12 protein-coding genes are annotated in these 15,571 nt (G+C 32.2%); 2 read left to right on the top strand and 10 right to left on the bottom strand.

Annotation, left to right across the window (positions count from 1 at the left end):
- Positions 1-111: 111 nt before the first annotated feature.
- From BLW23_RS13310 to BLW23_RS13290, 5 genes are all read right to left on the bottom strand, one after another.
- A complete protein-coding gene (locus tag BLW23_RS13310) occupies positions 112-1,368 on the bottom strand; it encodes a transposase (RefSeq protein WP_093668298.1) in 1,257 nt (418 codons plus the stop codon).
- 293 nt (positions 1,369-1,661) lie between these two features.
- The gene (locus tag BLW23_RS13305; RefSeq protein ID WP_093670623.1) at positions 1,662-3,203 is read right to left on the bottom strand and encodes a glycine--tRNA ligase; all 1,542 of its coding nucleotides are present in this window, start codon (positions 3,201-3,203) and stop codon (positions 1,662-1,664) included.
- Between the two features lie 143 nt (positions 3,204-3,346).
- Complete coding sequence (locus BLW23_RS13300; RefSeq protein WP_093670621.1) at positions 3,347-4,225, bottom strand: hypothetical protein; 879 nt, start codon at positions 4,223-4,225, stop codon at positions 3,347-3,349.
- Between the two features lie 27 nt (positions 4,226-4,252).
- Positions 4,253-5,119, bottom strand: a complete 867-nt coding sequence (locus tag BLW23_RS13295; RefSeq protein WP_143032174.1) for an SH3 domain-containing protein — start codon at positions 5,117-5,119, stop codon at positions 4,253-4,255.
- 65 nt (positions 5,120-5,184) lie between these two features.
- A complete protein-coding gene (locus tag BLW23_RS13290; protein ID WP_093671806.1) occupies positions 5,185-5,745 on the bottom strand; it encodes a class I SAM-dependent methyltransferase in 561 nt (186 codons plus the stop codon).
- Between the two features lie 190 nt (positions 5,746-5,935).
- Here BLW23_RS13290 and BLW23_RS13285 point away from each other — a divergent pair, with 190 nt between their 5' ends.
- On the top strand, positions 5,936-6,481 hold the full coding sequence (locus tag BLW23_RS13285; protein WP_255362793.1) for a ComF family protein: 546 nt from the start codon (positions 5,936-5,938) through the stop codon (positions 6,479-6,481).
- Between the two features lie 63 nt (positions 6,482-6,544).
- Positions 6,545-8,131, top strand: coding sequence for an Ig-like domain-containing domain (locus BLW23_RS13280; RefSeq protein ID WP_093670617.1), 1,587 nt, complete (start codon positions 6,545-6,547; stop codon positions 8,129-8,131).
- 47 nt (positions 8,132-8,178) lie between these two features.
- Here BLW23_RS13280 and BLW23_RS13275 read toward each other — a convergent pair whose 3' ends face one another.
- The 5 genes from BLW23_RS13275 to BLW23_RS13255 all read right to left on the bottom strand — a co-directional run bounded on the left by BLW23_RS13275 (position 8,179) and on the right by BLW23_RS13255 (position 15,563).
- A complete protein-coding gene (locus tag BLW23_RS13275; protein WP_093670615.1) occupies positions 8,179-9,870 on the bottom strand; it encodes a glutamine--tRNA ligase/YqeY domain fusion protein in 1,692 nt (563 codons plus the stop codon).
- A gap of 171 nt (positions 9,871-10,041) precedes the next feature.
- Entirely contained in the window at positions 10,042-10,935 is an 894-nt protein-coding gene (locus BLW23_RS13270) for a sensor histidine kinase (protein WP_093670613.1), read from the bottom strand.
- Positions 10,925-11,371 carry a hypothetical protein gene (locus BLW23_RS13265; protein WP_093670611.1) on the bottom strand — a complete coding sequence of 149 codons (447 nt, stop codon included), beginning with the start codon at positions 11,369-11,371 and terminating at the stop codon, positions 10,925-10,927. The genes BLW23_RS13270 and BLW23_RS13265 overlap by 11 nt, the downstream gene beginning before the upstream one ends.
- A gap of 611 nt (positions 11,372-11,982) precedes the next feature.
- A complete protein-coding gene (locus BLW23_RS13260) occupies positions 11,983-13,827 on the bottom strand; it encodes a M1 family metallopeptidase (RefSeq protein ID WP_093670609.1) in 1,845 nt (614 codons plus the stop codon).
- Between the two features lie 95 nt (positions 13,828-13,922).
- Positions 13,923-15,563: a S8 family peptidase gene (locus BLW23_RS13255; RefSeq protein ID WP_093670607.1), complete on the bottom strand. Its 1,641-nt coding sequence runs from the start codon at positions 15,561-15,563 to the stop codon at positions 13,923-13,925.
- Positions 15,564-15,571 lie beyond the last annotated feature (8 nt).

Below are 15,571 nucleotides of genomic sequence, written 5' to 3'. Positions count from 1 at the left end.
ATATAAATTCTATCCTCTATTTCTGTTTAAAAGAGGTTTTATTGATTGAATCTCCTAAAAACGTACCTACAAGACGTAGCTCTCCCATGAAAAAAATACTAAGATTTTATTTTAGGCTATTTGTTGGTCTGTTTGAGCTATTTTTCTTCGACCAATTTCTAATGCATTTCCTGTGTGTATACCAAAGAATATCCATAGAATTTCATTCTTTTTTGTTTTGGCTTTTATTTTCCGTAGGTGATAATGTTCTTTATCCTTACCAAAAGAGCCTTCTAATCTTGTTGCTCTTTCTTTAGCAATGATAGCCCTAAGTTGCTTTTTCTCTTTATGATTTTTAGGTTTTCTACCCTTGGGGATAAAGTCTGTCTGTATGGTTTTTGAGCTACTATATGTTCTGTTTTTATTGGTAGCATAAATTTTATCTCCACCGGCTACTTTTACCTTTTTTCGAGTTAACCCTTGCGCTTTTTGAACTGTTTGTATAAAACGGTTTCCTTCGTGAAACGCATTAAAATTAATATGTTCTATAAAGCTAATTCCATCAATTTGAACTTTGTTAACTTTTGCTCCAAACTCAACAGGCTTTACTTCTTTTCCGCGAACAATAGGACGGATATAATCCTTATGAATACTTACAATTCTATCTTTGATTTTTTCTCCTGTATCAAAATGATCTTTTTGTTGTTTGTAAATTCTTTGGATTGTGTCGATTCGCTTATAATACAAGGGCTTAAACTCGATATTGTAGGCCTTGGATAATTCCTTTTCAAAATCGATAAACTTACTTAATAGCTTCAGTAAAGCTCGGGTTAATGAAGTACGTTTAGACTTGGTTTTTCTTCGCATTTTACTAAATCCTTGGTAACGTTTTTTCCACTTGTTATATCTACTTCTGATCATCTTAGTTCCTAAGATGGAGCAAGTTTTACGTAATTGATTGTACAACCAGTGAACAGATTCCCAAAGTAATTTCTGGATGGTAGGATAACGAACTTCACTTTCGTAACAAGTAGCATCCATTACGATTTGGTCGGTACTATCAATATGATTTTTCCAAGAATTAAAAAGAACTTTTTCTACTAAATTAATATCTAGTTTCTCTGCTAATTCACAACGTATTTGACTTATTATTTTATAGTTTGTTAAACGTTCAAAACCTAATTCTATATCGCAGAAAAATTGATAGTCTAAATTTGAGTTGAGTTGTTCAATCATTTTCCTATCCGAACAATTGGCATAATGCTTTAAAAACATCAAGCCAAGTCTTCCTTTAGGGCTAAAAAGATAGTTACGCCCTTTTTTTTGTTCAGTAATATTTAAAGTAGTAACCAAGTCATCCCAATCAATAGCAGAATAGATTTTGCCCAAATCTCCCTCTAAAAAACGTGTGTAATGAGCATCATAATTCTCACTGAGGGGAAAAAATTGAAATGCGGTGTTGCATTTCAGAAATTCTTCGTATTTTCATAATTACACAAATGGAAACCCCGTTTTTTACCTTTTTTGGTGATTTTCGGGGTTTATTATGAATATAAGATACAACAAAACCCTCGTAAAAACAAGGGTTTAGCTATTTTATGACAGTGCCTAAGAATATATTAGAAATAAAAAAACCTATCTGTTGTCAGATAGGTCTGTATGTTTATTTTAAGATGTGTCTTTTACATTTTCTGCAACCAAGTTCGTACATCTACCTCTTCTTTGATAATCGCTCTTAAATCGTCTATTTTAACACGTTTTTGCTCCATCGTATCTCTATGACGAATGGTAACTGTGTTGTCTTCCAAAGTATCGTGATCAACAGTAATACAGAAAGGAGTTCCTGCAGCGTCTTGACGACGGTAACGGCGACCTACAGCGTCTTTTTCATCGTAAGCAACGTTAAAATCCCATTTTAAGTCATCTACTATTTTACGTGCTATTTCAGGTAAGCCATCTTTCTTTACTAAAGGTAAAATGGCAGCCTTAACAGGCGCTAGAACTGCTGGTAATTTTAAAACGACTCTAGTCGTATTGTTGTCAAGTTCTTCTTCTTGCAGAGCATGAGAGAAAACGGCTAAGAACATTCTGTCTAAACCAATTGAGGTTTCAACAACGTATGGTACATAGTTTTTGTTTTCTTCATGGTCAAAATACTGTAATTTTTTACCAGAATGCTCTTCATGAGCTTTTAAGTCAAAATCGGTTCTGGAATGAATTCCTTCCAATTCTTTAAATCCAAAAGGGAATTTAAATTCAATGTCAGCAGCGGCATCAGCATAGTGCGCTAATTTTTCATGATCATGGAAACGATAATTGTCTTTATCCATTCCAAGAGATAAATGCCATTTTAAACGAGTTTCCTTCCATTTTTCATACCATTCCTTTTGAGTACCTGGTTTTACGAAAAATTGCATTTCCATTTGTTCGAATTCTCTCATTCTAAAAATGAATTGACGTGCAACAATTTCATTTCTGAAGGCTTTACCCGTTTGAGCAATTCCGAAAGGAATTTTCATACGACCAGTTTTCTGAACATTTAAAAAGTTTACAAAGATACCCTGCGCTGTTTCAGGACGCAGATATACTTGCATTGAACTATCTGCAGAAGCTCCTAATTGAGTTCCAAACATTAAGTTAAACTGTTTAACATCCGTCCAGTTTTTACTTCCAGTTAATGGGTCAGCAATTTCTAATTCTTCTATTAACAGCTTTACATCGGCTAAGTCTTCATTTTCTAATGACTTTGCCAATCTACCTAATATCGATCGTATTTTTTCTTGATAACCAAGAACACGAGGGTTCGTAGATAAAAATTCTTCTTTATTAAAAGCATCTCCAAAACGTTTTTGCGCTTTTTTTACTTCTTTATCAATTTTGGCTTCAATCTTAGCACAGTAATCTTCCACTAAAACATCAGCACGATATCTTTTTTTACTGTCTTTGTTGTCAATAAGAGGATCATTAAAGGCATCAACGTGGCCCGAAGCTTTCCAAGTAGTTGGATGCATAAGAATAGAGGCGTCAATACCTACTATATTTTCATGCATTTGAACCATTGCTTTCCACCAATAGTCTCTTATATTTTTCTTAAGCTCAGCTCCATTTTGAGCGTAGTCATATACCGCACTCAGTCCGTCATAAATTTCAGAAGATTGAAAGATATAACCATATTCTTTTGCGTGCGAAATTACTTTTTTAAATAAATCTTCTTGTTTTGCCATTCTGCAAAAATAACAGAAGCTTTTAAACTATTGTTAAATACATAAAAAAAAGTGAAGATTTTTAACCTTCACTTTTGTTTTTTCTAACGCTTATTTAATTGAATAGCCGTTAGCTATATGTTTTTTTAAATATTTGTAATGCTTTACCTTAGGCTAACTGATGAATTTCCAGAATATTCTCCTTCTACAAACGCACTTATGGTATATTTTCCCTTGAAAATATCATCACGGTTAACAAGAATAAAAGAAACTAAGCTCAATTTGCTATTGTCGTAATTTACGAGAAGTGAATCGCTGTATTGAATTCTAGCGCCATTGCTTAAACTGGCTTTACCTTTAGGGGTAATTACGTTCTTCTTTTCATCTATAATTTGAATGTAAACCTTTTTCTTTCCTGCAGATGTTAAAGGGTTTTCTAGTAAATCGAAATTTATTTTAAAGGCATCTGTTCTACTCGATCGAGAAGTACTTGTAAGTTTTCCACTGCTTCGTTCTTTCATTGCAATGACTTTTACCGGACTAATTTCAATTTTCGCGGCAACTGCAACCTTCGCTTCTAACGCTTTATTTTTTTCAATTAGCTCGGTATTTACAGTTTCCTTTTGAGTTAAAATTTCGTTAGTGATAACGTTTTCTTGAGCTAAAGCCCGATTGGCGGAATTAAGCGAATCAATTTTTATAAATAATCGTCTGTTTTCTCTCTCAAGACTGGCTATTTTGCTTCGATACTTTCTGATTAAATTATAATTGTTTCCTTCTAATTTGGCTACAGAATCTCGTAAGTCTTTCATCTTTTGAACTTCGATGCGTAATCTTTTTGATAGACTTTTCTTACGAACAACAACATCGGTGTAGTCTTTAATCATTTCATCTAAGGCGCTCTTTAAATCTTTTTTTTCTTGTTTAAAAACACCTTGTAAGTCTTTTATTTCGCTTGAAACTTTTAAATTATACAGAGTTAAAAATAAAACAGCGAATAACAGGACTATTAAAACCGCATTTTTTGTATTGTTTGCTTTCATTGTATTTCAGGGGATTTTCAGGGGTTGTTATTTTAGTTTAATACTTGATTCTTTTACGTAATTTCCATTTACATAGATTTTAGCTTTATAATTTCCTTTGTCAATTTTTTCTTTATCTACATCGATTAACGACATAACAGATAGTGTGTTGTTAAAGTAGTTGGCTTTTAGTGTGTTACTGTAGATGATTCGTTTTCCGTTTTTTAACCGTGTTCTACCTTTTACATAAATTACTTCATTTTTTGGATTGACTAATTGTATGTGTATAGGTATTGTACCTTTGTCAATAATTTTATTTTCGAGTAAATCAAATTTAACTCTAAAGGCATCCGTTTTCCATGACCTATAGGTTGTTGTTAACTTTCCACTGCTTTTCTTTTTCATTGCACTGAAATTCACATTGGAAACTTCAAGTGTGGTAGCAGTTTCAATTTTCCTTTCTAAAGCTTTATTATTATTGAAAAGTTCAGAGTTTAGTTGTTCGGTTTCACTTAGTATTCCTTTAACACTGTCATTTTCAATAAATAAATTCTCGTTTATTTTGCTAAGTGAGTCCAATTTATTTAACAACTCTCTGTTTTCTTTTTCTAAATTAGAAATTCGTTTTCTGTATACGCGGAGGAGATTAAAACCAGATACTTTTAAACCTTGAATAGTATCGCGCAAAGATATGGCTTTACCGAGCTGATCTTTAATTTTACCTGAAAACTCATGGTTTTCATAGTTTATATTTTGGTACTCTTCTATTACTTCTTGTAGCTCGTTTTCTAGTTCTTGTTTTTCAATATCAAAAGCATCTTTTAACATAAAAAAGTCTCTAGAATTCTGGTAGGCCAGAAGACCAATGAATATAACAAGTAAAAGTAAGAAGGCTATTAATCCTTTATTTTTCAAATTTTTGGCAACCATCTTAAGGGGGAATTACAATGGACAAAACTAATGAGTTCTACGCTAAAATACTATTTTTTAACACATTTGTAAATAAAAGCGGGAGGAAAATTTAGTGTTTCGAAGTCTAATGTGATATTTTTCCCAAAAACTTTCTTAAGTTTCATTAGGTATGACAGGGAATATTGATACTGAATGAATATTCCATTTTTCTTTAAAGACGAATGGCTGTTATTCAGTATTTTACTGGAAATGTGCTTAGGGATAATGGTTAAAGGTAGGCTAGAGACAATAGCATCTACTTTTTTAAAGCCTAATTTTTCAATCTCTATAATAATATTTTCTGCTGATTCTTTGAGTATAATAAGTTGTGGATGCTCTATTTCTTTAAGTTCTTCATAGAATACATTATTTATTTCAAAACATATTAAGAGTGCTTCAGGATTTAACTTTTCTAAAATGTTTTTAGTAATAGCACCATTCCCTGGACCTAACTCTATAATTACTTGAGATTCGGAAAAATTGATGTTGCTAAGCATTTTATTTGCTAAAAACCTTGAACTAGGAACTAAGGTTCCTGATGTTTTATAATTTTTTACCGCCTCTTTGAAAAAACTTATTGTTTTACTCACAATCCTGATGTTATTTAATATCTTAGACAAAAAGCTATTGAAAATGAAACCCTTAAAAGATATATTCTCTATTTTTTTTCCTGATGTATGTGTTAATTGTCAATCCATACTTTTAAGAAATGAGCAATTTTTATGTACTATTTGTTTAAACGACCTCCCTGTTATTGTATATAACGAGTCAACAAAAAATATGTTACAAAATATTTTCTTCGGAAAAGTACCCGTTGAAAATGTATATTCATTCTTGTACTTTACTAAATTTGGAATTACTCAAAAATTAATTCATGAGTTAAAATACAAAAAAGAACAAAACATTGGCGTTTTTCTTGGAAGAAGGATGTGTTATGAAATTGAAAGATTAAAGTTATTTAAGGAAATTGACATTGTTTTGCCAGTGCCATTGCATAAGAAAAAACTGAAGTTACGTGGTTATAATCAGGTGAGTAAGTTTGGAGGGGTACTTAGTAATTATTTGCAAGTTCCATATATTATCAATGTATTAAAAAGAGTTTCTAAAAATGAAAGTCAAACGTTAAAGCGGCGTTTTGAAAGGTTTTCCAATGCAGATTCTAAATTCCATATCTCCGATCTTGAATATTTACAAAATAAACATGTTTTGTTAATTGATGATGTAATTACAACTGGAGCAACTTTGGTTTCCTGTTGTGAGGAGTTGTTAAAAGTTAAAAATATCAAAATAAGTATATGTACTATTGCATATACTGAGATTGGATAAGCATTGGTTACTGTTATTTTACTACTTTTGATACTTATTTAAAATACTTGCTTCGTGAAGATAATGTCAAAAACTTGTGTTTTTTTTCTAGCCATATTAATTTCTAGTTGTGCTCGCAAAGGGAGACCTGAAGGAGGACCAAAAGATGAGGATGCTCCAATTATGATTACGGCAAATCCTCCGTATGAAAGTATTAATTTTAATGAAAAAGCAGTTAAAATATATTTTGATGAGTATGTGGTTTTAAAAGATTTAACGAAGCAATTGGTTGTTTCACCTCCTTTAAAAAGCCCGTTGGTTATTACTCCACAAGGAACACCGAGTAAATATTTCAATATTAAAATATTAGATACATTAAAGCCGAATACTACTTATACATTTAATTTTGGAAATGCAGTTCAAGATAATAACGAAGGAAATAAATTAGAGAGTTTTAAGTATGTGTTTTCTACAGGAACTACTATTGATTCTCTTGAAGTAAGCGGAAATATTACACATTCGTTTAACAGAGAGAAAGAAAAAAACATTAGTATTTTATTGTATAAACTCGACAGCTCGTTTACAGATTCGATTGTATATAAAAAGAAACCCGAATATGTTACGAATACCTTAGATTCTACACATTTTAATTTTACAAATATTAAGGAGGGAAAGTATTTTATGATGGCTTTAAAAGAGCCTGCAAATGATTATTTGTTTAACCCTAAAACGGATCAATTAGGTTTTATAAATGATACTATTGAATTACCAAGGGATAGTATTATAGCCAAAGAAATAAGGTTGTTTAGAGAAAAACAACCATTTAAATTTAAGCGAGGAAAAGAATTGTTTAAAGGTAAAATCCAATTTGGATTTGAAGGAGGGAAGAAGGGTTTAAAAGTAAAATTGTTATCTAAAACCTCTGACTCATTTGAGTCGTTTACTCAATTCGAAAAAGAGAAGGATACGTTATTTTATTGGCACACACCTTTAGAGGTAGATTCTTTAAACTTTTTGGTAATGAAAAAGGACTTTATTGATACTATTACGGTACGTTTAAGAAAAAAGAAGATCGATTCTTTAAAGGTAATGTCAAGTATATCTTCTATTTTAAATCCAAGAGATACGTTGTTTTTGGAAACGAACAATCCTATTAAGATGATTGATTCGACTAAATTTTCATTTGTAGATAAAGACACGATTAAAGTGCCTTATACATTGAAAAAGATGGACATAAATAGATTGGCTGTTTTATTTGAATCAAAAAGGAATTGGAACTATCGCATGCAAGTATTACCCAATGCGATTGGCGATTTATATGAAACAAAAAATGATACGTTAAACTATCAGTTCGGAACAAAAGATATAGAAGATTATGGTAGTATTGTATTAGATATTCGAAATACGAAGAATAAAATGGTTATCATTCAATTACTACTTGGTGATAAGGTTGCTATTGAAGAAAAAATTAAATCGTCAAAAAAGATAACATTCGATTTATTGGAGCCCAAAGAGTATACAGTAAGAGCGATTATTGATGATAATAATAATGGTATTTGGGATACTGGAAATTATTTAAAACGAATTCAACCCGAAGAAGTACTTTATATGCCTCAGGAGTTTAAGCTTAGAGCCAACTGGATACAGAACGAAATATTTGAAATTGAATAAATAAAAAACCCGCAAATTGCGGGCTTTTTTATGTGAAAAATATGATATTACTTATTCGACTTGGCCCAAGTATCTCTTAAGCCAACTGTTTTATTAAATACTAGTTTTTCAGGAGTTGAATCATCATCAATATTGAAATAGCCCAGTCTCTGGAATTGAAAACGGTCTCCTATTTTAGCTTCTTGCAAACTTGGTTCAACAAAAGCATTAATAGTTTTTAAAGAGTCAGGATTCAAGAAATCCATAAAATCTTTGTCTTTATGACTATCTGGAGCTTCATCAGAGAATAAACGATCATAAACTCTAACTTCAGCGCTTACAGCATGTTTAATAGATACCCAATGTAATGTACCTTTTACCTTACGTTTACTTTCTTCTGTACCACTACCAGATTTACTTAGTGGATCATATGTACAGTGAATTTCTGTAATGTTTCCTTGCTCATCTTTAATACAGCTTTCTCCTTTTATAATATAAGCATTTTTCAAACGAACTTCTTTGCCAATAGTTAAACGAAAATATTTTCTATTAGCCTCCTCTTTAAAGTCTTCTCGTTCTATGTATAACTCTCTTGAAAATGGAACCTCACGTGTGCCTGAGTTTTCATCTTCTGGGTTGTTTTCAGCGATTAAAAGCTCTTCGTTGGCTTCAGGATAATTGGTAATAACCAATTTAACAGGATTTAAAACACCCATTACCCTGTTTGCCGTTTTATTTAGGTCTTCTCTAATTTTAAACTCTAGTAAGGCCACGTCAATAACATTTTCTCTTTTTGAAACTCCTACTGTTTCAATAAAGCTTCTTATGGCAGCAGGTGTGTAGCCCCTTCTCCTTAAGCCAGATATTGTAGGCATTCTTGGGTCATCCCAACCAGAAACAATTTCTTGTTCAACCAGTTTCATTAACTTTCGTTTACTCATTACAGTATAACTTAAGTTAAGACGTGAAAATTCACGTTGTTTAGGAGCTAATGGATAAGTTGATTTGCTGTAGCCATGTACATTATCTCTAAACCAATTATAAAGCTCTCTATGTGGCTTAAATTCTAGTGAACATAATGAGTGAGAAACTTGTTCTATATAGTCGCTTTCACCATGAGTCCAGTCGTACATTGGATAAATAACCCAATCGTTACCAGTTCGGTGATGTACTTTTTTTAGAATACGATACATAAGAGGATCGCGCATTAACATATTTGGAGATTCCATGTCAATTTTAGCACGTAAAACATGCGTGCCTTCTTCAAATTCACCTTCTTTCATTCTGGTGAATAAATCAAGACTCTCTTCAATAGAACGATTTCTATATGGTCCAGCAACACCAGACTCGGTTGGTGTACCTTTTTGCTGCGCCATTTCTTCAGAAGATTGGGAATCTACATAAGCCTTACCATCCTTTATTAATTGAACAGCCCAATCATATAACTGCTGGAAATAATCAGATGAATAACGTTCGCTAGCCCATTGGTAACCTAGCCAAGTAACATCTCTTTTAATAGCATCAACATACTCTTGCTCTTCTTTAGCAGGATTTGTATCATCGAAACGAAGGTTAACAGGAGCATTGTATTGCTCTCCTAGTCCGAAACTGATACCAATCGCTTTTGTATGTCCAATATGCAGATAACCATTAGGTTCAGGAGGAAAACGAAAACGTAAATTCTCTTTTGGCATTCCATTAGCCAAATCTTCCTCAACTATTTGTTCAATAAAGTTTAACGATTTTTTTTCTTCTGACATTTCTTTTATATCGCGTGTTAATGTTTCACAAAATTACGTAAAATAGTTGACGTATAAAGGTATTCTAAGCTGAGGTATAGAGGTGTTTTTAAAAAAGAGAAAATTATTGTTCACCAAATTAAATTGTATGAAGTGTTTTGGTGAGTTAAAAGTATTGTAACGTATTTAAATTTAAAGTACTATTGTTTCAGAATTTGTGTTTTTGGGAAGTGTTATTATAAATGTACTTCCTTTTTTTAGCTCTGATTCTAATCCGATGGTTCCACCAAGTCCAAGAACAATTTTATGAACTATTGAAAGACCAATACCTGTGTTATTCTTGTTCTCACCATCAAGGGTTTCAAATAGAGAGAATATTTTCTTTTGGTATTTTTTCGGAATTCCTAAGCCATTATCTTTTATGTAAAAAATATGGTCGTTAACATTGTCATTGTAAGAAACTGATATTGTTTTTTTTGGCTTACTATTATGTTTAATTCCATTTTCTATTAAATTAAAAAAAAGATGAAATATCTTTACTTTTTCACTGTTAATAAGCGGAAATTTATTGGTAATGGTTAACTCAACATCCGATTTGTAAAAGGTTTCATAAATTTCATTGATGCATTTGGCTACATCTACTTTTTCAATAGGTGCTTTGCTTTTGCTTATTTTGGAATACTTTAGCACACCATTAATCATATTATCCATTTTTTCAATCCTCTTTTTTAAAAGAATCAAATAATCGGTAACTCCTTGATAGTTTTTAACTTCTAAATCTGCTTCTATAAACTCTGATAGTGAATGTATTCCACGTAAAGGCGATTTTAAATCATGGGAAACTAAATGAGCGTATTCTTCTAGCTCAATATTGTTTTTTTCCAGAACCTTATTTTTTTCATTGAGTCGTTTTTTGTGAAGAGTAATCGTTTCATACAGGAAAAATAATCCTGATAATAACTCAGCCTTTAATTCATTCTCTTCATAAGCAGAAATGATATCTTTCTCCGATATTGAGCATTTATCATTTGAGATATCAACAATATGTTGAATCACTTTTTTTAAAAATTCAACGCTAATTGTCATTAACAGATAATTTTAAGGCTTCTTCTCTTGAGCTTACAAAGCTGTAATCCATGTCTTTAAATACGGAGTATAAAACAAATTTTGCAGCTAGTTTTAGTAAAACGTTCGATCCTATATAAATGTATATGCGATTCATTTTATCGTTGAGAAATGTTTTAATACCTTCTCTTATTTCTGCACTAGGTGGTTTGGATCTTGATAAATCTACAATTAAGTCGTATGATTTATGGTTTTTCGTTATTTCGAATAACCATTGTCTTTGCACCTTTATTTTCTGCATGTTATGATGCGTAGTTTCATACATATATACAACGTTTGGGTTACAAAGAAAAATAGTAGAAATTATAGCATCTCTATTCTCTTCTGTTAAGTTATCTGCCGGATTTTTGAGGTCTTTACAGTTTTTTAAATGTTCTTCTAATTCCGTAATCGTCATAACTAATATTAACTGTATTTAAAATTGTCAGGTATTTATTAAAAGATCGAATACTAAAATACTAGTAACCTGATTTTACATTTTTAATTTCGATGTAAGCCTTATATGGTTCGTTCTATGTATGTATTTTTAAGTTAAAATGTTTTTAACTTAGAGCTCTATTTATAATTTTTTATGTTGAACGATATTTTTTTGATTTACATTATCTAAACTTAAATCATTTTGTTTGCAAATGCAACATTTTGAAAATTAAATATTTAAAATATTTTTAAAGGTTTTGTTTGGTTGAGGTGAATAGTAAATTAATGAAGTATTTATGTACTTCGATTTCGATGTTGTTACGAAGAAATCTACTGAAGTTTTATGATAAAGCTACTTACGAGGGATGGTAACACTTGTTTTAGTTGAAGTGATTAAACAGGAAGACTGTTTTTTCTTTTTATTCTGAGAATTTGTTTAAACAAGTTCCGATAGCAGAAATCAAAAAAAGTTGCTTTGATGGCTATTTCAAATTATAAATGCGAGGTGTAAAAAAGTACTTAAAGTTTGCAAAAGAGTATATAAAACAAAAAGGCAGAGAACTTTCTCCACCTTTGTATGTTTTTTAGTGTTTATTGGTTGTTTAATGTATTGTTAGATAGGTTCGTATCAGCCATGAGGTTAGAAGGGTCGATTTCAACTGACTTTACATTTTTTGAAGCTGTAAAAGTATAGGTTGGATGTGCAAAAGTCCAGTCTTCAATAACTTTTGCGCTTGTTGGTTTACTTCCCCTCATCATTCTTAGTGGGATGTTGAACATTTCCTTAGAACCATCGGTATAAGTTACTTTAATATCGATAGGCATAGGCATTTGACCTACACGTTCTAGGGTAACATTTTTACCATCTATTCCTTTAATTCCATAATCGATTGTATGTGTTGTTTGCGTCCACTCGTTTAAGTACCAATCTAAATGAATTCCAGAAACCTTTTCTGCAGTTCTTTTAATATCGTTAGGTGTGGGATGTTTAAACGCGAAATCATCAAAATACTTTTTCAATGTGTTTTGAACGTTTTTAGCCCCAATAATATATTCTAATTGGCATAAAAAGATACTTCCTTTAGAGTAGCTCCCCATGCTATAGGCTCCATTTGTATGGTATCTGTCGGCATGTGTTGTTAGAGGTTCTTCTGTATTTTTATTTACGATATGATTATAGTGGCCATAAGACCCTGAGTTAGGGTTCTTTTTACCTTGTTTCATTATATCGTTTACAGCTTTATTTGAAATATATGTTGTAAAGCCCTCATCCATCCAAGGATGTTTAGCTTCGTTGGTAGCTAATAAAAATTGAAACCAAGTATGTGCTAACTCATGCGCAGTAACACCGAATAAACTTCCAAATTTTCGTTGTCCAGTAATTAAGGTACACATAGCGTATTCCATACCTCCATCTCCTCCTTGAATTACAGAATATTGTTTGTAAGGATACTGCCCAATATTTTCACTGAAATAGGTTATTAAGTCGGCCGTTTTACTTTGTAATTTCTTCCAGTTCTCTAAATATATTTTGTCTAAATTTTTCTTGTAGAAAAAATGTAAAATGGTACCATTTTTCATTGAATAGGTGTCATGAATAAATTCAGGATCAGCTCCCCAAGTAAAATCGTGTACGTTTGGTGCTTTAAAATGCCAAGTAAGTTTCTTGCCTTTAACAGTTTCAACAGGAAGGCCGTTTGTATCATAACCATGTCCAACTTCTTGCGGGTTTTGAAGGTAGCCTGTTCCTCCTATTGTATATTTTTTGTCGATATGAATGGTTACGTCGAAATTTCCCCATACACCATGAAATTCTCTTCCCAAATAAGGAGGAGTGTGCCATCCTTCAAAATCGTATTCAGCCATTTTCGGATACCATTGCGTCATTGATAAAGCAACCCCTTCTTTACTGTTTCGTCCTGATCTACGAATTTGTTTAGGTATTTGAGAATCAAAGATCATATCAAAGGTCGCTCTTTCTCCTGGTTGAATAGGTTGGTTTAAAGTAACTTCAAGAATAGTTCCAACTGTTTTGAACTTTACATCAATACCATTTTGTTTCAAGCTTTTCACTTTAATATAACCTGTTTCAGATGGAGCTAATTTGCTAATGCGATCACCAACTCGTCTATCTGGATCTTGAATATTTCTTGATCGAACATCCATTTGAGAATTAGGCTGGAAGGCATTAAAATATAGATGATAAAAAACTTTATCTAGGGCATCAGGAGAGTTGTTTGTATAAATAAGACTCTGCTTTCCTTTATATTGATACTTTTTTACATCTACATCGATATCCATGGTGTAATCAGCATGTTGTTGCCAATAACCATTATTGCTCTTTTTTTGTTGAATGTTATCTGCTGTCTGTTGATTTTGTGCAGAAGCACAGCTTAATATAGAAAGAGATAGTACTGCTAATATTATTTTTTTCACACGAATTAATTTTAATTAAAATAGTCCTCTTATTATGCAAAAAGAGCATTTAATTTTCATAAATGCTCTTTTCAAATATACTTAAATTAAATTTGTTATTTTCTTCCATTTACCATTCTGTCAGCCATTCTTAAGGCATTGTAAGTGTTAACTACACGTCCAGAAACTGATAGGTCAGAGAAAGGAACTAAAATTCCTCTTGGAGATGATTGCGATTGAGAACCTGGCTTTAACACTTTAATGTCAATTTTAGTTCCAGAGTTCATCAAAATATGCTTCACCTGACTTGCTGATAATTGTGGGTAATAAGAACGAACTAACGCAGCTACACCAGCAGCATTAGGAGCAGCCATTGATGTACCACTTTTCTTACCATATTCATTTTCTGGAGTCGTTGAGTATATATCAACTCCAGGAGCAAAAACATCTACATTTATTTTACCATAGTTAGAAAAACTAGCTGGTAAACTTTCGTTATAGTTCGAACTCATCGCTCCGATCGTAATAAAGTTATCAGCGATTTCATTTTTTAAATCTGGAGCATCGTTTGGAAAGGTTTTTTCTACATCGATATTTTTTCCGTCATTTCCTGCTGCATTAACAATTAACACATCATGTTTAGCGGCATATTTAATAGCTTCATATACCCATTCTTTATTAGGTGAAAAGGCTTTACCAAAACTTGTGTTAAGTACTTTCGCCCCATTGTCAACAGCATAGCGAATACCTAAAGCAACATCTTTATCATACTCGTCACCATCAGAAACGGTTCTTACTGCCATTATTTTGATGTTTCCAGCTACACCATCCATACCTTTACCGTTACCTCTAGTTGCACCAATAATTCCAGCTACATGCGAACCATGAGACTCTCCCTTTTCGGAGTGCCCAGTCTTTCCATTACCATATCCAGGCTTATCATTTATGTCGTAGGCATTGTCTCCAACAACTTTACGATAATCTTCCTTTAAGTTTTCTCCATTAATAGTTTTATCAGCTTTTTTAAGCTCTTTTTCGAAGTATTCTTTTGCTTCATCTAGAGACGAAAAATAGCTAAACATTTGCCCTGCAAAAGCTACCGCTCTTTCTATTTCTGGAGTTGGGTTTTTTATGTTTTTTAAATCTTTAGCAGTATAATCATTCTTACCAAAATGATCTTTTAAAACTTTGCTAGACTCTGCACAGCCAAATAAGTAGTTTCCATAGTTCATTTTCGTTTTATGAGCCTCATCAACTTTTGTTTCTTGAAAAGCTTTTACTTCCGCTAATGTTTCAGCATCAGCAATAGATGGGTTCATTAAAATACGCTCATATTCTAAGTGTTCAGCATACGATTCTCCTAGAAAGTTCCATCCAGTAATATCGTCAACATAACCATTTTTGTCGTCGTCAATACCGTTACCAGCTACTTCATTTTTATTAACCCAGGCAACATCTTTTAAATCTTCGTGCTTTAAGTCTGTACCACTGTCAACAACGCCAACAACTACTTCGGTTCCTTGTTTACCATTTAAAAACTTGTAAGCCTTTAAAACACTCATTCCCGGAATTGAGTCCGTTGCTAAATCTAAATGTTGCCAATTGTTTTCTTGGTATTCTGTTAAAGGTGCTTTTTTCGGAGCAATGTTAACAACAGTATTGCTACCTGAAGGTACAGGGATTTTACTTATTGAAGAACAACCTACTAAGGTTGTAATAGCCATAGCCGAATAAAATACAGGCTTTAAAACTCTCATAATTTCTA

The organism is Tenacibaculum sp. MAR_2009_124 (genome assembly GCF_900105455.1).
Taxonomy (GTDB): Bacteria; Bacteroidota; Bacteroidia; order Flavobacteriales; family Flavobacteriaceae; genus Polaribacter.
Note: the sequence above shows the minus strand (reverse complement) of the source record. Positions and strands in the feature narration are given on the sequence as shown.

Excerpts from the sequence above, each read along its gene's own strand:
- BLW23_RS13305 (WP_093670623.1), bottom strand. The coding sequence starts at position 3,203 with ATGGCAAAACAAGAAGATTTATTTAAAAAAGTAATTTCGCACGCAAAA.
- BLW23_RS13300 (WP_093670621.1), bottom strand. The coding sequence starts at position 4,225 with ATGAAAGCAAACAATACAAAAAATGCGGTTTTAATAGTCCTGTTATTC.
- BLW23_RS13285 (WP_255362793.1), top strand. The coding sequence starts at position 5,936 with ATGTTACAAAATATTTTCTTCGGAAAAGTACCCGTTGAAAATGTATAT.
- BLW23_RS13280 (WP_093670617.1), top strand. The coding sequence starts at position 6,545 with ATGTCAAAAACTTGTGTTTTTTTTCTAGCCATATTAATTTCTAGTTGT.
- BLW23_RS13275 (WP_093670615.1), bottom strand. The coding sequence starts at position 9,870 with ATGTCAGAAGAAAAAAAATCGTTAAACTTTATTGAACAAATAGTTGAG.
- BLW23_RS13270 (WP_093670613.1), bottom strand. The coding sequence starts at position 10,935 with ATGACAATTAGCGTTGAATTTTTAAAAAAAGTGATTCAACATATTGTT.
- BLW23_RS13265 (WP_093670611.1), bottom strand. The coding sequence starts at position 11,371 with ATGACGATTACGGAATTAGAAGAACATTTAAAAAACTGTAAAGACCTC.
- BLW23_RS13255 (WP_093670607.1), bottom strand. The coding sequence starts at position 15,563 with ATGAGAGTTTTAAAGCCTGTATTTTATTCGGCTATGGCTATTACAACC.